The following is a 22,894-nucleotide window of genomic DNA, read 5'->3' on the forward strand; positions in this document are numbered from 1 at the left end:
TCCGCAAGCCTTTTCGGACATAGCGCGAGCCTCACGATACACATGGCACAGCGGTGCTTCATGGGACGCGGCGCCAATACATCCACAAATCTCGCCTACCTCCTGTCGGCGCTGCGCAGACCTGTCAAGACAACGCTAAGTCCGAGTCCCGGCTTGTTGTTTTTCAGACTAAGCATGGCGTTATGTCGAAGTGCGATTCGCGCCGCAATCGCCAGTCCCAGACCGCTGCCTTGCTCCTTCGTCCCCACGCTGCGATAGAAGCGGTCGCAAACCCGGTCCAGTTCGGCCTCGGGAATCCCCGGGCCGCTATCGACAACCGTTATGCCGACCTCGGCCCCACTTCGGGCAAGCACCACGTCGACCTTTCCATGTTCCGGCGTGTACCGGATAGCGTTGTCAATCACGTTATTTAGCAGAACCTCGATACCGGCGATCTCCGCGTGAACGTTGAATGGATCGACCGCGAGCAACGGGTCGGCAAAGTCCAGGCCGAGGTCGATCTGCTTCGCTTCGGCAAGAAACGACGCGTCCGCTACAGCACGCTCCGCGAGCCCACGTAAACTGACAACTTCGAACTGTTCAGCGCGGGGCGCATCTTCGCGTGCAAGAATCAGGAGCTGATGCACGAGGTGGATCATTCTGTCGAGCCTGCCCTTGATGCGCTCAAGTGTGCCTGGGCTGGCCAGTGAACCGTCACGTTCGGCCCCCTGGATTTGCAGCTTCAGCGCGGCCAGCGGCGAACGTAGTTCATGCGCGGCGTCAGCAACGAAGGTGCGTTGTGCGCGTGATGCGATGTCGAGTCGGTTGAGCAGATCATTCAAAGCATTGACCAGCGGCTCCAGTTCAACAGGACTGCGCCTGTCGAGATGCAATGGAGCAAGTGAATTCAATGAGCGCGCCGCGAGCGCGTCAGAAATTCGTTCAAGCGGTAATAGAGCGCGGCCCACTACAAGGAGCACGATAAGAATAATCGCCGGAAAGAACAACCCCAGAGGCCACAAGGTACGAAGCGCGAGACGCAAGGCGAGATCGTTGCGTACCGATACGGGTTGCGCGACCTGCACGAAACGATCACCCTGCCGTGAGCCGAACACGCGCCAGTGAACCTCCTGGTGTTCGATCGTGCGAATGCCTGCAGGAAACCGGGGAAGATCAATACCGCCCAGCGACGTGTAGACAGGCGTCTCCGCGCTGCCCCAAATTTCGATAAAAAGCCGGTCTTCTGCGAGACCTTCGAAGTCGGGGCCGCGATGCTCCAGTGACTTGCCATCAGTGAGGGTGGCCGGCAAAGAAAGGGCAACCGTACGCAGTTCGTAGTCAAACAGTTCGCTCGCCTCTGACCGCGCGGTATGAAAAATGCCATAACCTGCAGTCAATACCGCGGCGCCCAGTCCTGCTATCAACCACCCGAGCAACCAGCGGCGAATCGACGTCATTCGCACCTCTTGAGCCGATAGCCGACTCCGCGCACGGTCACAATGTGCTCCGCCCCCAGCTTGCGCCGCAGGTAAGAAACATGAACTTCGATTGTGTTGCTGCCGACCTCCTCGCCCCAACCATACAGTTTCTCTTCAAGTTCAGAACGGGTGAACACCCGCCTGGGTTCTTCGATAAGCGCCTGTAGCAGGCTGAATTCTCTTGGTAGCAGCGACAGGTGTTCGCCACGCAACGTCACCTCGTGGCTGACGGGGTTGAGCGTCAGGTCACCGTGTGCGTACAGCGGGTTGGTTTGCCCAGTGCGACGGCGCAGCAGCGCGCGCACCCGCGCCGCCAGTTCATCGAGATCGAACGGCTTGACGAGATAGTCATCGGCGCCGGCATCGAGACCTGTGATGCGGTCTTCAACTGCGTCGCGTGCGGTCAGGATAATAACCGGGGCGCTTCCGCCACGCCGCCGATATCGGTTGAGAACATCGACGCCGTCCGCCTTCGGTAGCCCGAGATCGAGCAACACGACATCATAGACATCGTGATCGAGTGAGAGCTCGGCCTCACGACCATCGCGGGCCCAGTCAATCGCATAGCCCGCGCGCCGCATGGTCTCCGTGATCGGCTCGCCGATCATCTCATCGTCTTCCACTAACAACATTCGCATGGTGGTGCATCTCCTGACTCGTCCGTCACTGCCGGTTGCCGAAGCTTAGCGCGGATGCGAGCGGCGCAACGGTATTCGAGCGTGCGGCGCATCGCTCAATGATGAGCGAAAAGGCCGCTCGCCGCGCTGGACGAGTCGGCATTCCGCGAGGGCACCGTCCGCGATTCCGACGATCCCCCGGGCTGCCTGCCGTAGCCGGTATCGGTGGACCCGGTCAGATTCGCCGACTGCTCCGTCGCCGGATAGTGCACCTTCGACTGCAAGCGATGGTCTTGCGCCGCCTGAGCGCTTTGCGCGCGCACGTCCGCGCGAGCCAGCGGGCCGTTCGCGGGCTGCTGCGCAAAACTTGCAACCGGCACGGCGGTGGCAACAACAACGAGGCTGATCGACAGTAGGTTTTTCATGGTGGATTCCTTCCGTGTATGTCTGTGGTGAATTGCGCACGCCGGGGTCTTTTCGTGTCCGTCGTCGGCTGCAAGGCCAAGGACATGTCGCGACGCACAGCCTCAGACTACGCACACAACCTTAGCGGATGCTTATGCGCGTTGCGCGTCCTTCGCGATACTCAACTCGAACCTGTCAGGTTGACTCGGCAGACCTGATAAAAAGCGGCCCGTGGTTCCACGTCAATGAATCAGCCGCGGTCAAGCCGCAATCAAGCCGCCAATCAAGCCGCGAAAGAAGGCGCTGGTGCACAGAGACAACGCCAAAGAGACGCGCCAGAAGGCTCCCACTAGACGCAAGACAGTTCGTTAAGGGTTTCTTAAGCGGCTTTATGGATAATGGCCCGCTCTTCAGGCATCCGCTCGCGGCTGCCGCAGGTTTTGCTTTGGGAGCCGATTTTGAGCGTACGCAGAATGGCAGCGGCCAGTGCTTCGGCGGCGAATGCAGCGACGAGTTCTTTTGCGGTGACACCGCCAGGAATATTGGCAGACCGGCCGACCCGCCGCTCATGCTCGCGGTGCCACACGCTGATCGCTATCTGCGCACTGCTGATGAGCGGCTGTACGTGGTACCACCGCGAGCCGCTCGCACTTCAGGCAACGTCGACCTCCGCCCGCACGCTTGCGCGCATCCAGATCGATCCTCCGACCATGCCGTTGCCTGAACTGGCCGCGCATCGCTTCGATCCGTCGGACGGATTGGACATCGATGAAGTCGCCATGCTCGCAGTGGCCAACAATCCGGACCTCAAGCTTGCACGCGACGATCTTGGCATCGCTCGCGCCCAAGCTTATTCGGCAGGCCTGCTGCCGGACCCCCAGTTGAGTGTGTCGAGCGACTATCCGGGCGCCGTGGGCACGACACGCGCGTTCAGTTATGGTCTGAGCATCGACGTGATGGCGATCGTGCTTCGCAGCGCGAACAGGCAATCCGCCGATGCCACGGTCGCCAAGACCGATCTCGGCCTGCTTTGGCAGGAATGGCAGGTCGTCGCTCAGGCACGGCAACTTTTCATCAAAACACGCTTCCAGCAGGACACACTGCCGCTCCTGCGACAACAGCGCGATCTGTCGCGCACACGTTACGAGCGTATGGCTGAAGCGCATCGAGACGGCAACCTCACCGATGACACCCTCACCGCCGCACTCACCGCGTATAGCGACGCCCGCAAGCTGTCCAGCGACGCCGAACGCGCAGCACAACAAACGCACCACGATCTGAACGCGCTGCTCGGACTTGCGCCCGACGTGCAACTGCAACTCACCGACATCGGGGAAACAGCTCCACTGGACGACGCCACACTCGACGCCGCGCTCGCGAACCTGGCGCAGCGCCGCCCCGATCTGATTGCGTTACAAGCTGGCTATGAAGCGCAGGAACAGAAATATCGCGCGGCGATTCTCAGCCAGTTTCCGAGTCTGTCCGTGGGCTTCGTGCGGGCGCGCGATACATCGAACATTTACACCAGCGGATTCCAGATCAACCTGAGCCTGCCGATCTTCAACCGCAATCAGGGCAACGTGGCGATCGAAAAAGCCACGCGCCAGCGGCTGCGCGACGAATACCAGACGCGCCTGAACTCGGCCTATGCCGATGTCGCACAGTTGCGCGCGGACGACGCGATCCTCTCGCGCCAGTTGGAGCAGACCGAGGCCGCGCTGCCCGATGTCGATCTCGCTGCTCGACACGCGGCCGAAGCGTTCGCCGGGCACAACCTCACGCTCGGCCCATATACCGATGCACAGAGCGCGGCATTCACCAAACGCATCGACGTCGCGACACTGCGCGAGTCGCTTGCCGAGCAGCGCGTTGCCCTGCAGGCACTGCTCGGCAGCGCGATACCCGACGCCTTCAACTCCGCTCAGAACTTCACTGAAACCCATGCGAAATAGCCCATCTCCGACGCGCCGGGCGCACATTGCGCTGCTGGTGATCGCAGCGGCCGGCGTCGTCTCCGCGATCTCCGCCTGCCACTCATCGAGTGCTGCCGATGCTTCCGCATCCGATGCTTCGGCAGACAAAACGACCGTGTCGGTGAAGACCATAGATCCGCAGCGTGCGGCGATCGCTCAACCTGTGCACGCGTATGGCATCGTCGCGGCGTCGGCCTCCAATGTCACCACGATCAATCTGCCCTATACCGCCCGCATCGTGCAGATGCGCGTGCAGCCGGGACAGAGCGTGACGCGCGGTACGCCGCTTTTCGTCGTGCAAGCCGATCCGGCAGCCGTGCTCGCCGCGAGTCAGGCCAAAGGCACCGTCGCGCTGGCACAAGGCGAACTCGCCCGCACGCAGTCTTTGTTCGACAAGGGGCTCGCCACGCAATCGCAACTCGCGGCCGCGCACAAGTCGCTAGAGGACGCGCAGCAGGCACTCGCCGCACAAAACCAGAGCGGCGTCGCAAGCGGAAACAAGATCGTGACGGCGCCGTTCGACGGCGTAGTGCTCCAGACTTCGGTCGCGCAAGGAGACCAGGTCCAGGCGGGTGCGGCGTTCCTGCAACTCGCCGGCGGCAACGGCAAGGACATGCACACGAATGTCATGCTCGGCGTTGAACCGTCGGATGCGGCCGCGATTCACGCCGGTGACGTGGTGGCGGTGCACGGGCTCTCAGCCTCGCTCGCCCGAACCGCAGTGGATGGCCGCGTCGTGCTGGTGGGCGCCTCGATCGATCCGCAGAGCCAGCTTGTCGACGTCGGGGCGAACGTGCCGCTCGATCAAAGCGCGTTCATTCCGGGCACGCGCGTCAGCGCCGACATCGCTACGCGAAATGGCACGCACTGGATCGTGCCGCGCTCCGCCGTGCTGAAGGACGATAAAGGCACGTACGTCTTCCAGATCGACGCGCAGAACAAGGCACGGCGCGTCGCCGTTGCGATCCAGGTCGAAAGCGGTGACCGATACGGCGTGGACGGTCCACTCGACCCGGGCAGGAGTCTCGTGATCAGCGGCAACTATGAGCTGGAAGACGGCATGGCGGTGCAAACCGGTGGAGGCGCACCGTAATGAATTTTGGTCAATGGATGCAGAAGCACCGGCGCTCGCTGCTCTTTGTAATCGCCCTGCTGGCGATTGCGGGCGCCATCAGTGCCTTCAGGTTGCCGATTTCGCTGTTCCCGAACGTCGCGTTTCCTCGCGCGGTCGTCTCTCTCGATGCAGGCGACCGCCCCGCCGAGCAGATGGCCACGCTCGTGACTATGCCCGTTGAAGAAGCGCTACGCCGTGTGCCCAACGTGCTCGACGTCCAATCGAAAACCAGCCGTGGCTCCGCGGAAATCTCGCTCAACTTCAGCTGGGGCACCGACATGGCGCAAGCCACGCTGCAGGCCCAGTCGGCTATCAGCGAAATTCTCGCCACACTGCCCCAGGGCACCTCGATGCAGGTGCGCCGAATGGACCCCACCGTGTTCCCGGTGCTGGCTTATAGCCTGACGTCGAAAGACCAGTCGCTCTCGGCGTTGCACGACCTGGCGCAGTTCCAGATGCGCCCGCTGCTCTCTTCGGTGGCGGGCGTGGCGCGCGTGGACGTGACAGGCGGCGCGCAGGACGAACTCGAAGTCGCGATCGATCCTGCCCGGCTCGCTTCGTACAAGCTCTCGCTTGCCGATGTGTCGAAAGCGATTGGCGCAAGCAATGTGCTAATGGCAAACGGCCGCATTGAAGACCACTACAAGCTGTATCTCGTCATTGCCGATGCCACGATCACACAGCTCGACGAACTGCGTAGCGTCGTCGTGTCGGCAAACGGCGCCACGCAGATTCGCCTCGGCGACATCGCGACTGTGCGACGCGGCGTCGTGCCCCAATGGATGCGCGTGACCGCCGACGGCAAGGAAGCGGTTCTCATCAACGTCTATCAACAGCCTGGCGCGAACAGCGTGGCAATGGCCAAAGCAATTCGGGCGAGACTCGCGGACTTCCAGCACCAGATGCCGCGAGGCGTGCATCTGTCCAACTGGTACGATCAAAGCGAACTCGTGATCGCCTCGGCGACCAGCGTACGCGACGCGATCATGATCGGCGTCGTTCTGGCTGCGTTGACGCTTTTCTTCTTCCTGCGCAACTGGAAGATCACAGCAATTGCCGTAGCACTCGTGCCGGTTGTCATGGCAGCAACCATCCTGCTGCTCCAGGTATTCGGCATGGGCTTCAACATCATGACGCTCGGCGGCATGGCCGCAGCGGTCGGGCTCGTGATCGACGACGCAATCGTGATGATCGAACATATCGTGCGACGCATGCGCGAGGGCGGCGCCCGCGCCTTTCATGGCCGCGTGATGGCCGCGGCGCTCGAATTCACACGGCCGCTTGCCGGGTCGTCGGCGGCGACGTTGATCATCTTCGTGCCGCTCGCATTCCTCTCGGGCGTCACCGGTGCTTTTTTCAAGGCACTGTCGATCACGATGGCGAGCGCCCTCTTCATTTCCTTTCTGGTCACGTGGCTCGCGGTGCCGATTCTGTGCGACCGTTGGCTCAAACCGAAAGACGCCGAGGAACACCGCGAAACACGCTTTGCCTCGTGGATGAACCGGCGCTACGCAATACTCGTCGAGCGCGTCACTGAACGGCCCGTCCTGGTGTTGTTGGGTGTCTTACCGCTCGTCGCGGTGGCCGCGTTCGCCTTCACGCGCGTGGGCAGCGGCTTCATGCCCAGTATGGACGAAGGCGGCTTCGTGCTCGACTACCACACGCAGCCGGGCACTTCCATCAGCGAGACAGACCGCCTCATGAAGCAGGTGGAGCGCATCATTCAGGCGAATCGGAACGTCGCGACGTATTCGCGGCGCACGGGCGCGGGTCTCGGCGGTGATCTGAACGAGCCCAACAAGGGCGACTTCTTTGTGCGACTCAAATCCGGCAAGCGAGAGCCCATCGACACCGTGATGGAAGAGATCCGATCGAAGGTCGAGACGCAGGTGCCCGGCGTCAATGTCGAACTCGCGCAGCTCATGGAAGATCTGATCGGCGACCTGACGGCAGTCCCGCAACCAGTCCAGATCAAGATTTATTCCGACGACCAGAACACGCTCGATACAACCGCACGCAAGGTTGCCGCACGAATCGGCAAGATCCAGGGCGTGGTGGACGTGAATGACGGCATCAACCCGGCGGGCGACGCACTCGAATTGCACATACGACCCGAAGCCGCTGCCGCCGAGGGCATGGATCCGCAATCGATCGCGCAGGCCGTTTCCGACATGGTCGAGGGTAACGTAGCGACGCAGTACCAGAATGGGCCGAAAACGGTCGGCGTGCGGGTGCGCGTGATGGGCGCGACCAGTTTGACCGACACGCAACTGGGCCAGCTACAGATACGCGCCCCGGACGGACACCTATTCGCGCTGAATCGCGTGGCGGAGCAGATCACCGTGACGGGGCAGCCGGAAATCAGTCGCGACAATCTCAAGCGCATGGTCGCGGTGACGGCGCGCATCGACGGACGGGATCTCGGCTCCACCATCGCCGACGTACAAAAGTCACTCAGCGATAAAAGCCTGTTGCCGGACGGCGTCTACTACGAACTGGGCGGCTTGTATCAGCAGCAGCAGATCGCGTTCAAAGGCTTGCTGACCGTGTTCGGCGCGGCGATCGCACTGGTGTTCGGGCTGCTGCTGTTTCTATATGAGCGCTTCCGTGTGGCGCTGGCGGTTATGGCCATGCCGTTACTTGCGGCGGGCGCTGTGTTTATCGGCCTATGGATCACCGGCATCGAACTCAATATCTCCGCCATGATGGGAATGACGATGATTATCGGCATCGTGACCGAGGTGGCGATTTTCTATGTGTCGGAATTGCAAGGACTCAGTCGCGAAGACGAGTTGCCGTTCGCGGAGGCGTTGACCGCTGCCGGACGTAATCGCCTGCGGCCCATCGCAATGACGACCATCGCGGCGATTCTTGCACTGCTGCCGCTCGCCTTTGCGCTTGGTCAGGGATCGGCCATGCAGCAGCCGCTGGCGATTGCGATCATCTCCGGGCTGATTGTCCAGTTGCCGCTGGTGTTGCTGTTGCTGCCGGTGTTGCTGAAGTTGCTGATGAAGAAGCAGGCGATATAAGTTCGGACTGGGTAAGAGCCCCATGCCGATCAGCGCTCGCCCCATCACTCAACGCGCGATCGACGGTCGAGGCGGGATGGCCATCAATCTTGCCATCGCCGACCGGCGAATCGACAAGCGCCGCGGACTACGCCGTCTCATGGCGCGCCCGCTCCGCTACGATGATCAGAGCGCCGACTTTGCGATTGCTGCCGTGCACGCACTTGCCCATCGCGAGTTCCATGTCGTGGTTCGCGGCACCGGCTTCAAGCGGCACACGAGGGCGATGGCGGGCCTGTCGCGGGCCGACATGCCAAAATCAGTTGAAAATGGCCGCGGTGCGGATCGGAGAAGTTCGGCACGGCGGCCGAAAAGCGGCTCGAGCACACTGGCGCCGACCTTCGTACGTGACACAGCGCGTATCGGCGTCGCCACGTGGGACTGCACATCCGCTTCGCGCAGGACATCGTTGAGGCAGTGGCGGCCGAGGCGTCACCCACCACGTTGTGCGGTACCGTGCACCCGCTGCGTGTGACGGTGAACGTGCCAAACGCGGCACTCGACGTTGTGCCTGTGCTGATTTGTGACACGGCAAGCCGCACACCTCTCCTGACGAACTCCTTCACATACCTTGCGATGACAAAACTCGAAGCGCTCAACCATGCTCTCTTTTTAATGATAAACGGCACCGCGTCGACGCCGACATGGCAAATCGCCGTCACACTGCTGATCGCGGACTACCTGATCTATCTGATTCCAGCGCTGCTCGTTGGCATGTGGCTCTCAGGCGACGACGAGCAGCGCAGTCTAGCTATCCGAGCGTGCTTGGTCGCGATGCTTGGCGCAGGAGCGAATCAGCTCATCGCGCTTGGCTGGCAGCATCCCCGGCCATTGACGATCGGACTCGGCCATACCTTCCTGCCGCACTCGCCAGACTCGTCCTTTCCAAGCGATCACGCGACGGTGTTCGCCGGCGTCGCTTTGACGCTGCTGTTGGGCGGTTTGCGACGACTCGGAGGACTCGCCCTGTTCGTCGGCGCCGCAGTGGCTTGGGCTCGCGTATTTGTGGGCGTGCATTTTCCGCTGGACATGGTGGGGGCCATTGTTGTCGCATGCCTGGCCTACGCGCTAATCACGCCGCTCTGGCGAATCGGCGGCAGGTCCGTGACACTCTTGGCGATCGGGCTGTATCGCAAGCTGCTCACAAGACCGATTGCCCTCGGCTGGCTGCGCCGCTGATCGACCGATGCAGATTCACCACTACTTTAATTCTTCCGAGTTTGACCGCTCCATCATGACGCCGCCCGTCGACGGCGTTTGTTCGATACGCGACCGGTCGACGATGGCAAAACAAGCTGTTTTGTCAGGCGACTGTGTCAAGGCGCCGCAGTACATCGCGGAATGCCGAAACACCCGAGCGCTGTGATCAGTCTCGACAATCAAGTCCGCCGTCGGGCCGGCCAGCGGATGGTCTGATTATATTGTCAAGGTTCGACGCTGGGCGCCGACAGCGTGCGGTAAAAAGAAAAACGTGAAGCTCCGCTCATCGCGGAAGCATTCGGGTAAAGCCGACGTTCCGGTAGAGTCGCAACAAGTTGCCAACAAGTCCGCGTTTGCGAAACGCGCCGTTGCGGATTGAACACTGCCAGATAGACCTCCGCGAATCGGGCTTGCAGGTCCGGAAATCAAAGATCCGTCATGAATTCGGTCATGTGGCCGTCAACGCCGGCCCCTCAAGTGAGCCGTTGCCGGGATTACATGCCAGTGTATAACGTCAGCGTGCAGGCGCATGGGCGCGTTCTGGGCATCACATAATATCCAGTACAGACTGATGGCCCTGCGTCCTGCCCATCATGGCGAGAGTAATGCAAAGTCGCGCACCGCCCGCTGTCCGCGAGGCGTGGGCAAAATTCCCTTGACGGGTCACCGCTTCACGAAGAGGTTGCGGTTACCTGACCCCGGCTTCCTCTGGTTCGCGAGATAACGGGCAACCGATCGCTATGGTTTCTGTTCCCGTCATCCATAATTCGAATTTGTCGGCTACTGGTACGCCGGGCCGCCAAAACTGGGACAGGAACTGTATGATGCGATGCACTGCGCGGCGACCCGGAATAAGCGCCGCAACTGAAGTCGGGATGTTGACGCATAGGCGTCCAGCTCGACAGATGCGACTCTTGCTTGCCGTTGCCGCGGTCGTTGCGGCCTCCGGCACGGAGGCCGCCGCCGACTGGGTTCGGGTCGCCTCGAGTCCGGACGTGCAGATCTTCGTGCACGCTGGAACGCTGGCGAAAGATTCGCGTGGCTTCGTCAGCGTCTGGACGAAAACTGTCTATGCGGTGCCGCAGACCGCGGTTGGGATCCGGTATGCGGCCGACATGACGCGCTTCGTGCTGGACTGCGCCGACGCGCGTTACGGCGTTGCCGGCGGCAAGTTCCTCGACGCCCGCGGTAATGTGCTGCGCCAGTTCGACGAGCCGGCTGGCGAACTTCAGCCGATTCCCGTGGCAACAGGCATCGACGCCATCGCGAAGGCTGTCTGCACCGTGGACGGCGAGACCGCGCCGGGCAAATAGTGCGCCCCTGCGAGGCGAGATAGCATGCGATCGACGCTGTGCCGGTCAGCGCGCTTGACATCGCCAGCCTTCATGGGAGCATGCACCTGGTTCGTCAGTCCCTGCGTATATGCGGTTGAAGCGCCGCTTGGCGGCGCCCTCGGGGCGTTGGACCGTGCGTCTGGCTGTAAATTTGCTGATTATCGAGCGACGACAACAATCCCCGCATGATCAGGAGGCTAAAGGGCAATCCCAGAAGCGCATGTGCATTGTCGATGCGGACAATGGTTTATGCCGGGAGATCACCCGGCGGTAGTTCAAAGAGGCGCGGCGTGATCCGTCGCGACGCCACCAGGACGTATATCGGCGGACGGGTGTCTTTGAGCCGAATCTGCAAGCCGGGCGCGACTTACCGGGTTGCCCCTGCATTCCCTCCGCAGTGCGGAGACAGTCTTCACGTCGGCCCTATCAGTTTCAACACAACTACCCGGCCAGGCTTCCAGGAGTGCCCGTTTCACACGGCCAGCGCTGAGGTCTCCCGCGTCTGGCGCCAGCCGTTATCCGCTCGTCAGGTCCAGCATCGAGCCCGTGCACTTCTTCGCCCCGCATCGGCAAGCATAGTCAGCGGCCAATTCGGGCGTGATCGCCTCGCCGATCGTGAGTCTATAGGCGATAAAAAGCTCGTCGCCCGCCTCCACGTTTCTGATCGTCTCGATGAAAACCCGCCCCCGCGCGTCCTCGATCGCCTCACAGTTCGGCTGGCAGGAGTGGTTCAGCCAGCGGGCGCTGTTGCCTCCGATGCTGCCGTCAATCACGCGCCCGTCAGCCAGCCCGAAGATGAAGGTGTGACCGGGCACGCCGGAACGCCGCTGCCGGGCTGATGCCTGCCGCCACGAAGTTACCTCACCGCGGTATTCCAAGATCCGCTGGCCGGCGCCAATCGCCTGCAGTGCGAAGACGCCGCGGCCATGCACAGATGATTTCCTGACTGTCACGCGCCGCACTTCTCGCTCCGGGTCTATGTTGGAGGGTGGGAGCACATCGACCAGCCGCTGAAACGTAGCTCGAACACGCCGGTTTCGCCGGACGGGCATGGCGCGGCTGCGCGGAAAGAGAGGCGCACACCCCGCCGTTTCGCGCGGGCCATCATCTGCGTGCGGCTCATGCCTGGCCAGCAATCCGACACGAAGCACGTCACAGTCCCGGACAGTGACTCATCGCGACGCCCTGAGGAATAGCTCGAGCGCATGGACGCAAAGCTCTGCCGCGCAGGACGCCGAATTCGCCATCAACGGCACGCGGCATCCAGTTCGACGAACGCCGTGACCAGCGCGATCTCGGGGGTCACACTGAACCTGACTTCCGCAGCGGTTACGACTCCGGCGACCACGCAGACGCTGACCGTGGCAACCGACACGACGACGCAAGCCAGCACGAGCAACAATTTCGTGTCGCTCTATAGCACCGTCGTGACGACGATGGGCACGCTCGCGCAGTACACCTCTGGCACGACGACGCAAGACCCGTTGCTCGACGACTCCACGCTCAACACGATCAAGAATACGCTGGTTTCCACCATTGCAGGCGGTGTAAAGACGGCAGCACGACCGCGCGCTGAACTACCTAGGCGACCAACAAGTAATAGCGCGGAGAATCGCAAATGGACCAATCTGCCCCGATCGAGAAAGTGCTGGCGCTGACCGCCGAAATCGAGCACGCGACCGCGCTGGCTGACTGGCCCGAAAGCGCGCGACTTGCCGAGATCCGTTCGCCGCTCATCATGTCGCTCGATGCTCAGCAGGTGCAGGGCTCGTTTGACGTGATCCGCTCGATTGCCGTGCACAACGACGCGGTCTTCGCCGACGCGCAAACCACGCAGGTCGAATTGCGGGCCGATTACACGGCTGCCATGCGCCGCGGGAGCGTCGCGAATCAGTATTTGCAAGGAAAGGTCCCCTTGGCGTCTTGCCAGCGTTCGCAACGTCGTCGACGAGTGCCAACCACAAAAAGTTAATACGCACCTGTTCAAGCGTCTAGCTATCGCGATGGTTTTGCCGTTGGAGGAGGCATGCGCCGTCGGTCCGTCAAGTTCGCGCGACACTGGTCCGGAAACTTCCCCCGCGCTTCCTGCTCCAGAATCAGCATTGATCCCGATGGTCAACATCGCGCCGGTTCAGACCCGCTCGCCGGGCTTCATGCCGAGCGCCCTCGCCAGCTTCGCCGTGATCGAGTTCGCGACTGGCTTTGCGCACCCACGCTGGCTTATACGCTGCCCAACAGGGATGCCCGCGCGGTCAAGCCGCGTCCTTGACCCGCGCGATCCAGAGTCTCAGCCACAGCGGCGCATTCGGCTCGAACGGCAAACGGATCGCCTTCACGCCGAATTCGCGGCCAATCTCAACGGTCAAACCGAGCACCGTCGGATGAACATGAAAATGCTTGCGGCCGTTCACGTGATCGAGCACGAGCCCGTATTGGCGAACGCCTCGAACTGCGCGCGAATTTCGCGCGCTAGCTGCTCGGGTACATGCGGCAGAAAGAAGAACCAGACGCCGTCGCGGACCATGTTGTCGCCGAAGCGGCCATGCTCGTTCAGCAATGCCGCGATGCGGGTGCGCGGCAGTGCGGCGTCACCGTCCGCGAGCACCGGGTGCAGACCCACACGCAAACGCGGCAACGCGTGGGCGCGCTCGACTGCGTCTGCCGCAGCGCGCACCGATCATGAGGTTGGCGGCGGTGAACACACCGTGGCGATGCGCCCGTTCCACGGCCAGATTCACACGAGAATGCAGGCCGAAGTGATCGGCGGTGATGATCAACGCGCGGTACCTCGCGCGACGCGTTTTCAAAAAGCGCGACTCGACGATCTGAGACTCAGCGGCCATCGGATGTCTCCATCGTGTCCATCGCACGCAGCGGCCTGGCACGCGCAGCCGCATGTGAACCTCCCACCGGAACGCGCGTGCCCCGCCACGTCACATGCGACCCGAAAACGGCGGCGAGCCATTGGAATAGGAGCAACGTATCGCGCAACGGCAGAAGCGGAAGATCGCGCCAGAACGCACGCGCGAGCGAATCCGCCGCTTCACCGGGAAATGCGCACCGTAATGCAACTTCATGGCGCGCGGCACGCAGATGCAGCAGCAAACGCGCGGCAAGCCCCGCCATTGTGCCGGCCGCGCCGGCGAGCGCGCCCCAGGCAGGCGCGCCACCGCTCGCGCCCGCAGCGAACACACCGGTCAGACATGCACCGGCAATGAGCCACGGAGTCGGAAATGTGATGAACAGAAAAGCGAAACCGAGCGGATTCACCGAACGTATCGTGCGCAACCAGCGGGTCTCGCGTTGCCACAGTTCCGCAAAGGTGGGTTCGGTCACATCGGTGGCCACCATCACGCGCGAGAGCACCGTTTGCAACCCGAGCGCGCGCGCATGTTCGGCCAGCCAGTAGTCGTCGGCAAGACAGTTCTTGAGGGCCTCGAAACCGCCGATGCGTTCGAGAGTTTCACGCCGCAACGCGAGCGTAGCGCCGAAACCGAAGCGGCGTGAACCCGCCATGTGCGCGACGCGTACCGAGGGCGCAAACCATTCGTTGACGAATAGCGCGCCTACGCGCGGCCAGAAGCCGCCCACGCCTTGCGCGGCATAAAGACAGGTGAGAACGCCGATGCGTGGGTCAGCGAGGGGCGCTGCCACGCTCTCCAGATAATCGGCCCGCACGGCGATATCGCTATCGGCAATCACGATCACGTCGTGACGCGCGCGCTCGGCCATATTCATCAGATTGCTGACTTTCAGGTTGCTGCCGTGCACCCGCGTATCGATCGCAAGTTCGATATCGAGCAACGGATACGCAGCTTGCAAACGACGCGCGACGGCAATCGCGGGATCGTCAGGAGAACATACGCCAAGAACAAGCTGGAAATTCGTGTGACGCTGCTCGCAAAACGTCCGCAGGTTCTCATAGAGGCGCGGCTCGGCGCCGCACAGCGGCTTGAGAACACTCACGCCCGCATGGGGGAACGGATAAGCCCGACCTGAAGCAGGTGCGCCGAACTCCACACCGTGCGCAAGGCTTGCCGGATTGACTGCGGGAGTGGCTGGCGAAAGACCGTCGTGGCCAAACGCGGCGCGGCCACGAACGGTAGAGAACGGCATCGCCACCGCCGCGACCAGCGCATACAGCGACGCCACGATGCAACCGGCGAGCAGAATCCATTCGCCTACTGTGAATGCGTGCGCAACCATTGGCGGATTCCGTCAGTGTCCGCGCAAGACGAACGGTGTGCCAGTGAGGCGAAGATGCAAGATGACGAGCCAAAGCCGCGGACAATCGGACGCGACGGCGACTGGCCTGGCGTAGAGTCCAGCAACGTTCGCGTAGCGGTCTTCAACGGCAAGGTGGAATGCGGCCTGCGCCACCTGGCGGGCGACGATCACGCCGCCCACTACCATGGCGAGCGCGGCGAGCCGGAAAGCCGCGGAGACAAACAGATGCTGCGCGCCTGGCAGCGCCGCTACCGTCACACAGGCGAGCACGTCGGCCGCGAGAGCCGTGAGCGAGGCCACCATGAGATGGGCTCGCAGCATATCGACTGTGACTGGCTTCATGGCTTTGTTTCGTGGCCTGATGAACGCATCGTGCGGCTTCCCGTACGCAACCAGAGCCCGCTCTTCGACGCATTCGTCAGCAAGAAGAAAGACGGTCACTGCGGCCACGCGCCTGCCGTGAATTCCGTCGATGTACTTACGATTTCATTTCGATAGACCGACAACAAAAGGCGATGCCGTGTGCTCATGTCGCAAGTTCATTTAGCGAATTCTTATCGCCAAGACAACCGTAAGCCGTTGATGAGCGATAGTATCGATTCAAGCTGAAGGGAACCTTAAGCAAAACGCGGTATAACGCAGTTAGCCAACAGCATGGCTGACGTGCGAAGCTGCAGCGTCGCGGTGTTTGCACGAAGGTCGTACGATGCATGCGGACACACGATCAAGACATCTAACGGAATCTTTGTCCCATGCGTGTACTCCTCGTAGAAGACGACGATCTGACCGGTTGCGGGATCGAAGCAGGCTTGCGTCAAGCAAGTTTCACTGTCGACTGGGCGCGCGACGGCCACGAAGCCGGTCTCGCGCTCGACGCCACGAGTTACGCGCTCGTCGTGCTCGATCTCGGACTGCCGCGCGTGTCGGGCATGGACCTGCTCAAGCGTCTGCGTGAGGCCGGCAATGACGTGCCGGTGCTCGTGCTGTCCGCGCGCGGCACGGTGGTGGACCGCGTGGGCGGTCTCGAAGCAGGCGCGGACGATTATCTCGGTAAGCCTTTCGACCTCACCGAACTCATCGCCCGTTGCCGCGCGTTGCTGCGACGCGCGCAAGGCCGCAGTGTCGAGCTGATCCGCTATCGTGAGCTCACGGTGAATCCGGCTTCGCAAACAGTGGAAGTGGCCGGCAAACGCGTGTCGCTCACGTCGCGCGAATGGGCGATCCTGGTCCAGTTACTGACCAATCAGGGCATTCCGCAATCGCGCGCGCGTCTGGAAGAATGCCTGTATGGATGGCAGGAGGAAATTGACAGCAATGCCGTCGAGGTGCACGTGTCGAACCTGCGCAAGAAGCTCGGCGCGAAGCTCATACGAACCGTGCGCAATATCGGCTACGTGGTGGAGAAACAGTAATGAGCGCATCCATTCGCCAGCGGCTCATGCTGCTCGTGCTCGCCACCATCGCCCTCGTGTGGGCGATCGCGCTTGCGTCCAGCTATGGTCAGGCCACGCGCGAAGTGGCCGAGTGGGAAGGAGCGCGGCTCGCCAAGCACTGATTCCGCTACCGGTGCTGGCGCTGCTTGTGTGCCAGCATCGGCTGTAGCCTTGCGCGGTTGCGCATGCCCTCCGATGCGATCCACTTACGCGACATCAATCGTCAGGAGCCTCTCGATGTCGGCCATGTGCCAACGAAAGCGCGGCCGCTCGTCGACGCGATCAATCTGCTCGTTCTCATGGAATATCCGCGTGACACTGAGCTGCGACATGCACGCCGGGATCGATGCCGAGCCCGTGCTGAGTGGCATTCTTCTGGACGATCTGCTGAATAACGCGATGAAATACGGAAGCGATGGCGGAAATATGGAAATCGCGGTCCATTGAACCCGCCGCCTAGCCGCGGTTCGTTTCGCCGGCTATGCTGACTTCAGTGACTGGTGCGTGCCGCGGGCCGCGCGCGCTAGAGCAGACAGGTGAACTTGCAAGCGGCGTCGAGCTTTGCACGCTTGCTTGCTTCGACGTCTCCGCAAACTGCCATGCGAGCAGCCCCGGCACGAATATCAGCAGATCGCGAATCCGACGTGCGCCCGCAAGCGCCAGACAGGTCGACGGATCGAGGCCCAGTGCGCCGCCGATCAGGATGAAGCCGCCCTCCTGCACGCCAAGTCCGCCCGGCACGAAGAACGCTGCGCTGCCGATGGCCTGGATCAACGACTCGATTACCACGGCTTCGACGAGCGTCACTCGCGCGCCCAGAAAGTACAGCGCGAGCCAGACTTCGAGCGAGGTCAAAAAGCACTGCAGCGGCTGCCAGAAAAACAGGTAGCGCAGCACGACGCCGCGGCGTCGCCAGATCAGCTTGATTGCCCGATCGATCTGCGCCGACTGCCCACGAGCGCGGTGAGCTTGCCGCTCGTCATGTGATTGAGCGCGCGCGTCATGCGCTCGAACGGACTGGCGTGCTGCACGAGCGCGAACAACACGAGCAGCGGCGTCAGCACGACCACACCCCACGCGAGTTGCCCGGCGAGCCGTAGCGTGTCGGAATGGGCATGCGCGAACAGAAAGCCGATGCCGACCATCGTGAAGAGCAACTGGCTGATTACGGTCAACTGCATGTCGACGATGATGCTCGCCACCGCCGTCGACGACCTCACGCCCCAACGCCTGAGCATGCGAAACGACACCACCTCTCCACCGATGCGCGCGACCGGCAGCATGCTATTGACGGATTCGCGCACCCACACGAGGTGCAGCATGTTCGGAACGTGCGGCCGGTTCGCGCCACGAATCAGCGAACGCCAGTCGCAGGCATTGGCGAGCATCGGCAGCACATGCGCGAGCGCCGCGAGCACGAGACCCGCGCCAGCCGCGCGCAACGCGCCGAGCACTGCACCCGGGTTGTCCTGCCAGAAGAGCCCAAGCGACGCGATGAGACCCGCGAGCGCGGCGACGCGGCCGAGATGCTTCATCATGCGGATACCTCGTGCGCACGGGTCGCACGCCTCGTGCAGGAGGCTTGCCGCTCATCGTTCGATTCAGAAGACCTGCGCGTCATTGCTGCCCTGACCTCCCCTTCGTCCGCCACCTGTTCGTGCCACATCGCGGCTCATCGAGCCTCATCGAGCCTCATCGAGCCTCATCGAGCATCATCGAGCCTCATCACGACTCGTCCGGCGCGGCCGACAGCAGGCCGTCGCCGTCCACCTCGAAGCTGAACCCGCGCCAGATCACGCGCGAAGAGCCGAAGCTCGCCAGGAAAATCGCAAACAACACGATATCCCATATCGGCAGCAGCCATAGCCCGCCATGCGCCTGCCGCAACGCGCGATCGGCGCAAAGCTTCAATGCGAAGCGCGCAAACAGGGCGAGCGCTGCAACCACCCAACCCCATGACGCGCCGGCCGAGAACACCACGGCGAGCAATGCGAACGCGAGTGGATGCATCAACGCGGAGCCGAGATGGCCGAGCGGATCGATGCTGCGGATCGTCCGGCTCCAGCGCAGCTCGTGCGAGACGAGTTGCGCCGCGCTGGCCTCCACGCAAGCATGCGAGATGGTGAACGGCGGAATCGCCACTTTCTCGCCGATTGCGCGTACCGCTTCGCCTATCGCGTGATCTTCCGCAAGATGACGCACGAACGGCATCAGGCCGCCGATCCTGTCGAGCGTGGCGCGCCGCATTGCAATCGTCTGTCCAAAGCATGGCCGCGCAAGACCGAGCGCGATCCCGCTGACGACCCCCGGCAAAAACTGATAGTGAGTCGCGGCTGACGACAGGCGCGGCCAGAAGCCCGGATCGGGCTCGCCGCGATACGGGCACGTCACGAGTCCAACGCCGGGCTGCTCCAGTTCGCCGACGATGTAGCGCAGATAGTCGGGCTCCACGCCGACATCGCTATCGGCAAACACCAGCACGTCGTGCCGCACGTGCGGCAGCATATTGATGATGTTGCTGATCTTGCGATTCGGGCCGTACAGCCCGTTGTCGGCAATCACCGTGATGTCCGCCTGTGGATACAGGCGCTGCAATTCGTCGACGGTTTGCAATGCCGGGTCCGCCGGGTCGTGTACGCCGAACACGTACTGCACGGCGCCGGCATAGTTCTGCTCGCAGAAACTCGACAGATTGCGCAGCAGTGCGCCTTCGCTGCCGTGCAGCGGCTTCACGACCGTTATAGCCGGAAAGCTGCCCGGCTCGGCGACCGCACGCGCAAAGAACCGCCCGATCAGCACGCTCGCCACGAGCGTGTAGCCAACGCCGGAAACCGCGCACGCGGCGCATGCATAAGCAATCGCGACCGCGATCCAATGCGCGGCGTTCACGCCTTGTGAGCGCGCAGGAACCGGAAGAACTCGACGCCTTCGCGCAAGCGCCGTTTCATCATGTCCCAACTGGTCAGCATTTCGCGCACGATTTCCCAGATTTTCGATGGTCGGAAATAGAAGCGCTTGTAAAACTCCTCGACGCCAAGGTAGATCTCCTCGCGCGAGAGATGAGGATAGCCGATCGTAGAAGCCTGGGTGCCCGCGGAATTGACGAGGGTGATGACCTTGGTGTCATTGAGCCATCCATTTTCGACGGCCTGCTTGTGAAGGACCGTGCCAGGATAGGGCGCGGCGAGCGACACCTGGATCGTATGGGGATTGATCTCTTTCGCGTACTCGATTGTCTTCTGTATCGTCTCGTGCGTCTCGCCAGGCAGGCCAAGGATGAATGTGCCGTGAATCTTGATACCGAGCTTGCGGCAATCCTCATTGAATTGGCGCGCCATATCGGTGCGCAGCCCCTTTTTGACGTTCACGAGAATCTGGTCGTCGCCGGATTCATAGCCGACCAGCAAAAGCCGCAACCCGTTCTCTTTCATCACCTTGAGAGTGGAGTACGGCACGTTCGCCTTCGCATTGCAGGACCACGTCACACCTAACCTGCCAAGTCCGCGAGCGATCTCTTCGGCTCTCGGTCTGAGATCCGTGAAGGTGTCGTCGTCGAACATTATCTCCTTGATCTCGGGCATGTTGTCCCTGATCCATTTCACTTCCTGGAGGACGTTTTCGACCGAGCGCGTGCGATACCGATGGCCGCCGACCGTATGCGGCCAGAGGCAGAAGGTGCATCTGGATTTGCAGCCGCGCCCGGTATAGAGGGACAGATAAGGATGCTTCAGGTAACCGCTGAAGTAATGATCGGGCGTCAGATCGCGCTTATAGATGGGCGAAACGAACGGCAACTGGTCCATGTCTTCAAGGACGGGCCGGGGGTCATTGTGCATGATTCGGCCATCGGGCAGGCGGTAGCTGAGGCCGAGAATTGATTCGAACGAAAGTCCCTGCGCAATTTCGCGACATGTGAAATCGAATTCTTCGCGACATACAAAATCGAGTGCATCGCCAGCAGCAAGCGAACCGAAAGGGTCGACGGCAACTTTGGCGCCGATCATCCCGACAAGGATCCCCGGTTTGCGCCGCTTCAAATGGTCTGCGAATTGAATGTCGCTCTGGAACGACGGTGAACTCGTATGGATGATGACAAGTTCGTATTCCTGCGCAATGTCGAGCGTCGCTTCGAGAGACAGATCATCGGCGGGGGCATCCACCACACGGCTTCCCTCCACCAGCGCAGCGGGTTGCACCAGCCACGTCGGATACCAGAACGATTTGATCTCACGCTTCGTCTGGAAGCGGGAACCTGCGCCGCCATCAAAGCCTTCATAAGAAGGCGCTTGCAGAAACAATGTTTTCATGAATTCCCTCAAGGAAGATCGTCCATGCAGGCCAGATCAATTGGCTGGCAGGGACTCGCCATGCATGGCGATGTTCACGAACTATTCGAAGCCTTCAAAGCAATGACAATGTTGCGTGGGGCGGCTCACGATGTAGCCCTCTGCTTTGCATCTATCGGGACGCGTGGGGCCACGTCAGCATCCTTTTTTAGCCGCAGGACAGATGACGCGCGTTGGAGAGGCAGTCGTTCTGAACGGAGAGCAAGCGGCGGATCAAGAATACTACGACTTGCGGTCTCTTCACGGCGAAAAAGAGGGACTATCGGCCCGCCGCTCATGACAGGAACATCACTTTCGAACGCTAGGTGCTAATACCTAACGACAAACGGATCACGATCTTTGGTAGGAGCGATTCTTTGTACTATATTTTCCTGACTGTGCTTTCCACCGAGGCGCGGTTCAGCAGAGTGATCTTCTCTACGCGGCGTGCAGCGTCGCGCGCGGCAACCGGGATTACGGTGGATCCCTCACGGTAATGACACGGTGCGTGGGTTCACGGCGCCCAGTGTCTCAGAGTGGGAGGCGATACATGGGGCTGGATCGTTGCAACGAGGACGGAGTGCCGGTTGGCAATGGCCGCTATATCAGCCCTGCCGAGTTTCTGCTGATGGCGGGCTTTTTAACGTACCGGGCTTCCGCCGCGTCGATCGACGCCCGCATGGCCGCCCGGCGCATTCTGGACGCCGTGCTCGGCGCGGCCACTGCCCACGGATTCGCGCATGCGGACGCACTTGAATCGATGATGGCGAGCGCCGAAAAGTCAACGCGCGTGCGCAGGCTCGCAGAGGGGGCAACTGCTGCGGTCGGCGATACCGTCGCTTATCTGCAGGTGATTCGCGGTGCCGGCGTAACGCTCGAGGCTGGCGCCTGAACGCGAGCGTCGGGGACTGTACGCCCATGAAGGCGGCGCGAGCGGGTCATCCGATTCGGAAGCGCGCCTTGAATCGCAGAGTCATGTTTGTCGCTGTCCGCCAGACAACGCAGCAATTCGACGTGCCTTCCCAACGAAAATAGTGGGGCTTTATATAGCGCAGCGCCGGAAAGCACCGACGAGCCGCCGCACAACGCGAAGCGTCAGTTTCCAATATTTACCGGCGTCGTGTCCGTTTCCGTCATGCGCCCGTCTCAGTAGAAACTCGACGTTGTTCGCGTCCTGACGTGACGCCTCGGTCTCGCGGGATGCACCCGGCTCCTCGCGCCGAATCGTGGCCTTTCGGCCTCAATCTCGCCGGTGTCTAAGCGTTCTGAAGCCGAGCCAGTGGTGCGCTTCGAGACCGCGCCCGGCAAGCAGATGCAAGCCGATTTCACGGTTATCCGGCGAGGACGCGAGCCATTGCTCGCGCTGGTCGCGACGATGGGTTACAGCCGCGCGAGCTTCGTGCGGTTCACCGCGCGTGAGGATGCCGCGACATTGTGCGAATGCCTACGTGAGGCGCTCGTCTACTTCGGCGGCACGCCGGAGCATGTGCTGTTTGACAACGCGAAGTCGGTGGTCATCGAGCGCGATGCATTCGGCGAAGGCGAGCATAGCTGGAACCCACAGCTGCTTGCGCTGGCTGAGACCTACGGCTTCACGCCGAAGGCGTGTCGCCCGTATCGCGCCAAGACCAAGGCGTTGACTTCATAATGCACCTTGTTCGGTTTGTTGAGCGGGAATTAGACGGGGCGGCCTGCCGCCGTATCGACTGCCTGCGCCTTTGATCAGTTTGACGTCGCCGGG

19 protein-coding genes and 4 pseudogenes are annotated in these 22,894 nt (G+C 61.8%); 11 read left to right on the forward strand and 12 right to left on the reverse strand.

Features of this window, described 5'->3' with window-relative positions:
• Positions 1 to 95: 95 nt before the first annotated feature.
• The 4 genes from JMY24_RS32630 to JMY24_RS38680 form a co-directional block, all read right to left on the reverse strand.
• Positions 96 to 1,436 (reverse strand): sensor histidine kinase, encoded by a 1,341-nt coding sequence (locus JMY24_RS32630; protein WP_128595180.1) that lies wholly within the window; start codon positions 1,434 to 1,436, stop codon positions 96 to 98.
• Positions 1,433 to 2,095 carry a response regulator gene (locus tag JMY24_RS32635; RefSeq protein WP_128595181.1) on the reverse strand — a complete coding sequence of 221 codons (663 nt, stop codon included), beginning with the start codon at positions 2,093 to 2,095 and terminating at the stop codon, positions 1,433 to 1,435. Before JMY24_RS32635 ends, JMY24_RS32630 begins: the two co-directional genes overlap by 4 nt.
• 95 nt (positions 2,096 to 2,190) lie before the next feature.
• Positions 2,191 to 2,499 (reverse strand): DUF4148 domain-containing protein, encoded by a 309-nt coding sequence (locus JMY24_RS32640; RefSeq protein ID WP_128595182.1) that lies wholly within the window; start codon positions 2,497 to 2,499, stop codon positions 2,191 to 2,193.
• Between the two features lie 359 nt (positions 2,500 to 2,858).
• Positions 2,859 to 3,065 (reverse strand): hypothetical protein, encoded by a 207-nt coding sequence (locus JMY24_RS38680; RefSeq protein ID WP_236597621.1) that lies wholly within the window; start codon positions 3,063 to 3,065, stop codon positions 2,859 to 2,861.
• Between the two features lie 25 nt (positions 3,066 to 3,090).
• On the opposite strand from JMY24_RS38680, the gene JMY24_RS32645 reads away from it, so the two are divergent.
• From JMY24_RS32645 to JMY24_RS32670, 5 genes are all read left to right on the forward strand, one after another.
• Entirely contained in the window at positions 3,091 to 4,431 is a 1,341-nt protein-coding gene (locus JMY24_RS32645; protein ID WP_236597622.1) for a TolC family protein, read from the forward strand.
• 142 nt (positions 4,432 to 4,573) lie between these two features.
• Entirely contained in the window at positions 4,574 to 5,545 is a 972-nt protein-coding gene (locus JMY24_RS32650; RefSeq protein WP_236597623.1) for an efflux RND transporter periplasmic adaptor subunit, read from the forward strand.
• The gene (locus tag JMY24_RS32655) at positions 5,545 to 8,595 is read left to right on the forward strand and encodes an efflux RND transporter permease subunit (protein ID WP_201703606.1); all 3,051 of its coding nucleotides are present in this window, start codon (positions 5,545 to 5,547) and stop codon (positions 8,593 to 8,595) included. Before JMY24_RS32650 ends, JMY24_RS32655 begins: the two co-directional genes overlap by 1 nt.
• A gap of 615 nt (positions 8,596 to 9,210) precedes the next feature.
• Positions 9,211 to 9,813: a phosphatase PAP2 family protein gene (locus tag JMY24_RS32660; RefSeq protein WP_128598657.1), complete on the forward strand. Its 603-nt coding sequence runs from the start codon at positions 9,211 to 9,213 to the stop codon at positions 9,811 to 9,813.
• A gap of 926 nt (positions 9,814 to 10,739) precedes the next feature.
• Positions 10,740 to 11,147 carry a surface-adhesin E family protein gene (locus tag JMY24_RS32670; protein ID WP_201703608.1) on the forward strand — a complete coding sequence of 136 codons (408 nt, stop codon included), beginning with the start codon at positions 10,740 to 10,742 and terminating at the stop codon, positions 11,145 to 11,147.
• A 536-nt stretch (positions 11,148 to 11,683) separates the two neighbouring features.
• Here JMY24_RS32670 and JMY24_RS32675 read toward each other — a convergent pair.
• Positions 11,684 to 12,130 carry an SET domain-containing protein gene (locus JMY24_RS32675; RefSeq protein ID WP_201703610.1) on the reverse strand — a complete coding sequence of 149 codons (447 nt, stop codon included), beginning with the start codon at positions 12,128 to 12,130 and terminating at the stop codon, positions 11,684 to 11,686.
• 157 nt (positions 12,131 to 12,287) lie between these two features.
• On the opposite strand from JMY24_RS32675, the pseudogene fliD reads away from it, so the two are divergent.
• Both fliD and JMY24_RS32685 read left to right on the forward strand, forming a co-directional pair.
• Positions 12,288 to 12,724 (forward strand): annotated as a pseudogene (gene fliD, locus JMY24_RS39900) (flagellar filament capping protein FliD); the annotation flags it as partial.
• A gap of 62 nt (positions 12,725 to 12,786) precedes the next feature.
• A complete protein-coding gene (locus JMY24_RS32685; RefSeq protein WP_236597624.1) occupies positions 12,787 to 13,140 on the forward strand; it encodes a flagellar protein FliT in 354 nt (117 codons plus the stop codon).
• 267 nt (positions 13,141 to 13,407) lie between these two features.
• On the opposite strand, the pseudogene hpnK reads toward JMY24_RS32685, so the two are convergent.
• The 3 genes and pseudogenes from hpnK to JMY24_RS32700 form a co-directional block, all read right to left on the reverse strand.
• Positions 13,408 to 14,011 (reverse strand): annotated as a pseudogene (hpnK, locus tag JMY24_RS32690) (hopanoid biosynthesis-associated protein HpnK); the annotation flags it as partial.
• Positions 14,001 to 15,374, reverse strand: coding sequence for a bacteriohopanetetrol glucosamine biosynthesis glycosyltransferase HpnI (gene hpnI, locus JMY24_RS32695; protein ID WP_201703612.1), 1,374 nt, complete (start codon positions 15,372 to 15,374; stop codon positions 14,001 to 14,003). The pseudogene hpnK and the gene hpnI (JMY24_RS32695), both read right to left, overlap by 11 nt.
• 12 nt (positions 15,375 to 15,386) lie before the next feature.
• Positions 15,387 to 15,737, reverse strand: a complete 351-nt coding sequence (locus JMY24_RS32700; RefSeq protein ID WP_201703614.1) for a hypothetical protein — start codon at positions 15,735 to 15,737, stop codon at positions 15,387 to 15,389.
• Between the two features lie 410 nt (positions 15,738 to 16,147).
• Here JMY24_RS32700 and JMY24_RS32705 point away from each other — a divergent pair, with 410 nt between their 5' ends.
• Together JMY24_RS32705 and JMY24_RS39695 are read left to right on the forward strand one after the other, a co-directional pair.
• Positions 16,148 to 16,807 carry a response regulator gene (locus tag JMY24_RS32705; RefSeq protein WP_201703616.1) on the forward strand — a complete coding sequence of 220 codons (660 nt, stop codon included), beginning with the start codon at positions 16,148 to 16,150 and terminating at the stop codon, positions 16,805 to 16,807.
• A complete protein-coding gene (locus JMY24_RS39695) occupies positions 16,807 to 16,950 on the forward strand; it encodes a hypothetical protein (protein WP_201703618.1) in 144 nt (47 codons plus the stop codon). Before JMY24_RS32705 ends, JMY24_RS39695 begins: the two co-directional genes overlap by 1 nt.
• Before the next feature lie 175 nt (positions 16,951 to 17,125).
• Here JMY24_RS39695 and JMY24_RS39700 read toward each other — a convergent pair whose 3' ends face one another.
• From JMY24_RS39700 to hpnJ, 4 genes and pseudogenes are all read right to left on the reverse strand, one after another.
• A complete protein-coding gene (locus JMY24_RS39700; protein WP_201703620.1) occupies positions 17,126 to 17,272 on the reverse strand; it encodes a hypothetical protein in 147 nt (48 codons plus the stop codon).
• A 12-nt stretch (positions 17,273 to 17,284) separates the two neighbouring features.
• Positions 17,285 to 18,366: pseudogene (locus JMY24_RS32720) on the reverse strand (flippase-like domain-containing protein).
• Positions 18,367 to 18,553: 187 nt separating this feature from the next.
• Entirely contained in the window at positions 18,554 to 19,717 is a 1,164-nt protein-coding gene (hpnI, locus tag JMY24_RS32725; protein WP_201703622.1) for a bacteriohopanetetrol glucosamine biosynthesis glycosyltransferase HpnI, read from the reverse strand.
• A complete protein-coding gene (gene hpnJ / locus JMY24_RS32730; protein WP_128598736.1) occupies positions 19,714 to 21,135 on the reverse strand; it encodes a hopanoid biosynthesis associated radical SAM protein HpnJ in 1,422 nt (473 codons plus the stop codon). Before hpnJ ends, hpnI (JMY24_RS32725) begins: the two co-directional genes overlap by 4 nt.
• 568 nt (positions 21,136 to 21,703) lie before the next feature.
• On the opposite strand from hpnJ, the gene JMY24_RS32735 reads away from it, so the two are divergent.
• Positions 21,704 to 22,045, forward strand: a complete 342-nt coding sequence (locus tag JMY24_RS32735; RefSeq protein ID WP_128598737.1) for a hypothetical protein — start codon at positions 21,704 to 21,706, stop codon at positions 22,043 to 22,045.
• 339 nt (positions 22,046 to 22,384) lie between these two features.
• A pseudogene (locus tag JMY24_RS32740) lies at positions 22,385 to 22,786 on the forward strand (DDE-type integrase/transposase/recombinase); the annotation flags it as partial.
• Between the last annotated feature and the right edge of the window lie 108 nt (positions 22,787 to 22,894).

The sequence above is a fragment of the Paraburkholderia kirstenboschensis genome (genome assembly GCF_904848585.1).
Lineage (GTDB): Bacteria > Pseudomonadota > Gammaproteobacteria > Burkholderiales > Burkholderiaceae > Paraburkholderia > Paraburkholderia kirstenboschensis.

Excerpts from the sequence above, each read along its gene's own strand:
- JMY24_RS32655 (WP_201703606.1), top strand. The coding sequence starts at position 5,545 with ATGAATTTTGGTCAATGGATGCAGAAGCACCGGCGCTCGCTGCTCTTT.
- JMY24_RS32735 (WP_128598737.1), top strand. The coding sequence starts at position 21,704 with ATGGGGCTGGATCGTTGCAACGAGGACGGAGTGCCGGTTGGCAATGGC.
- JMY24_RS32670 (WP_201703608.1), top strand. The coding sequence starts at position 10,740 with ATGCGACTCTTGCTTGCCGTTGCCGCGGTCGTTGCGGCCTCCGGCACG.
- JMY24_RS32705 (WP_201703616.1), top strand. The coding sequence starts at position 16,148 with ATGCGTGTACTCCTCGTAGAAGACGACGATCTGACCGGTTGCGGGATC.
- hpnI (WP_201703612.1), bottom strand. The coding sequence starts at position 15,374 with ATGGTTGCGCACGCATTCACAGTAGGCGAATGGATTCTGCTCGCCGGT.
- JMY24_RS32660 (WP_128598657.1), top strand. The coding sequence starts at position 9,211 with ATGACAAAACTCGAAGCGCTCAACCATGCTCTCTTTTTAATGATAAAC.
- hpnJ (WP_128598736.1), bottom strand. The coding sequence starts at position 21,135 with ATGAAAACATTGTTTCTGCAAGCGCCTTCTTATGAAGGCTTTGATGGC.
- JMY24_RS39695 (WP_201703618.1), top strand. The coding sequence starts at position 16,807 with ATGAGCGCATCCATTCGCCAGCGGCTCATGCTGCTCGTGCTCGCCACC.
- JMY24_RS32645 (WP_236597622.1), top strand. The coding sequence starts at position 3,091 with ATGAGCGGCTGTACGTGGTACCACCGCGAGCCGCTCGCACTTCAGGCA.
- JMY24_RS32635 (WP_128595181.1), bottom strand. The coding sequence starts at position 2,095 with ATGCGAATGTTGTTAGTGGAAGACGATGAGATGATCGGCGAGCCGATC.
- JMY24_RS39700 (WP_201703620.1), bottom strand. The coding sequence starts at position 17,272 with ATGGACCGCGATTTCCATATTTCCGCCATCGCTTCCGTATTTCATCGC.
- JMY24_RS32685 (WP_236597624.1), top strand. The coding sequence starts at position 12,787 with ATGGACCAATCTGCCCCGATCGAGAAAGTGCTGGCGCTGACCGCCGAA.
- JMY24_RS32700 (WP_201703614.1), bottom strand. The coding sequence starts at position 15,737 with ATGAAGCCAGTCACAGTCGATATGCTGCGAGCCCATCTCATGGTGGCC.
- JMY24_RS32640 (WP_128595182.1), bottom strand. The coding sequence starts at position 2,499 with ATGAAAAACCTACTGTCGATCAGCCTCGTTGTTGTTGCCACCGCCGTG.
- JMY24_RS32630 (WP_128595180.1), bottom strand. The coding sequence starts at position 1,436 with ATGACGTCGATTCGCCGCTGGTTGCTCGGGTGGTTGATAGCAGGACTG.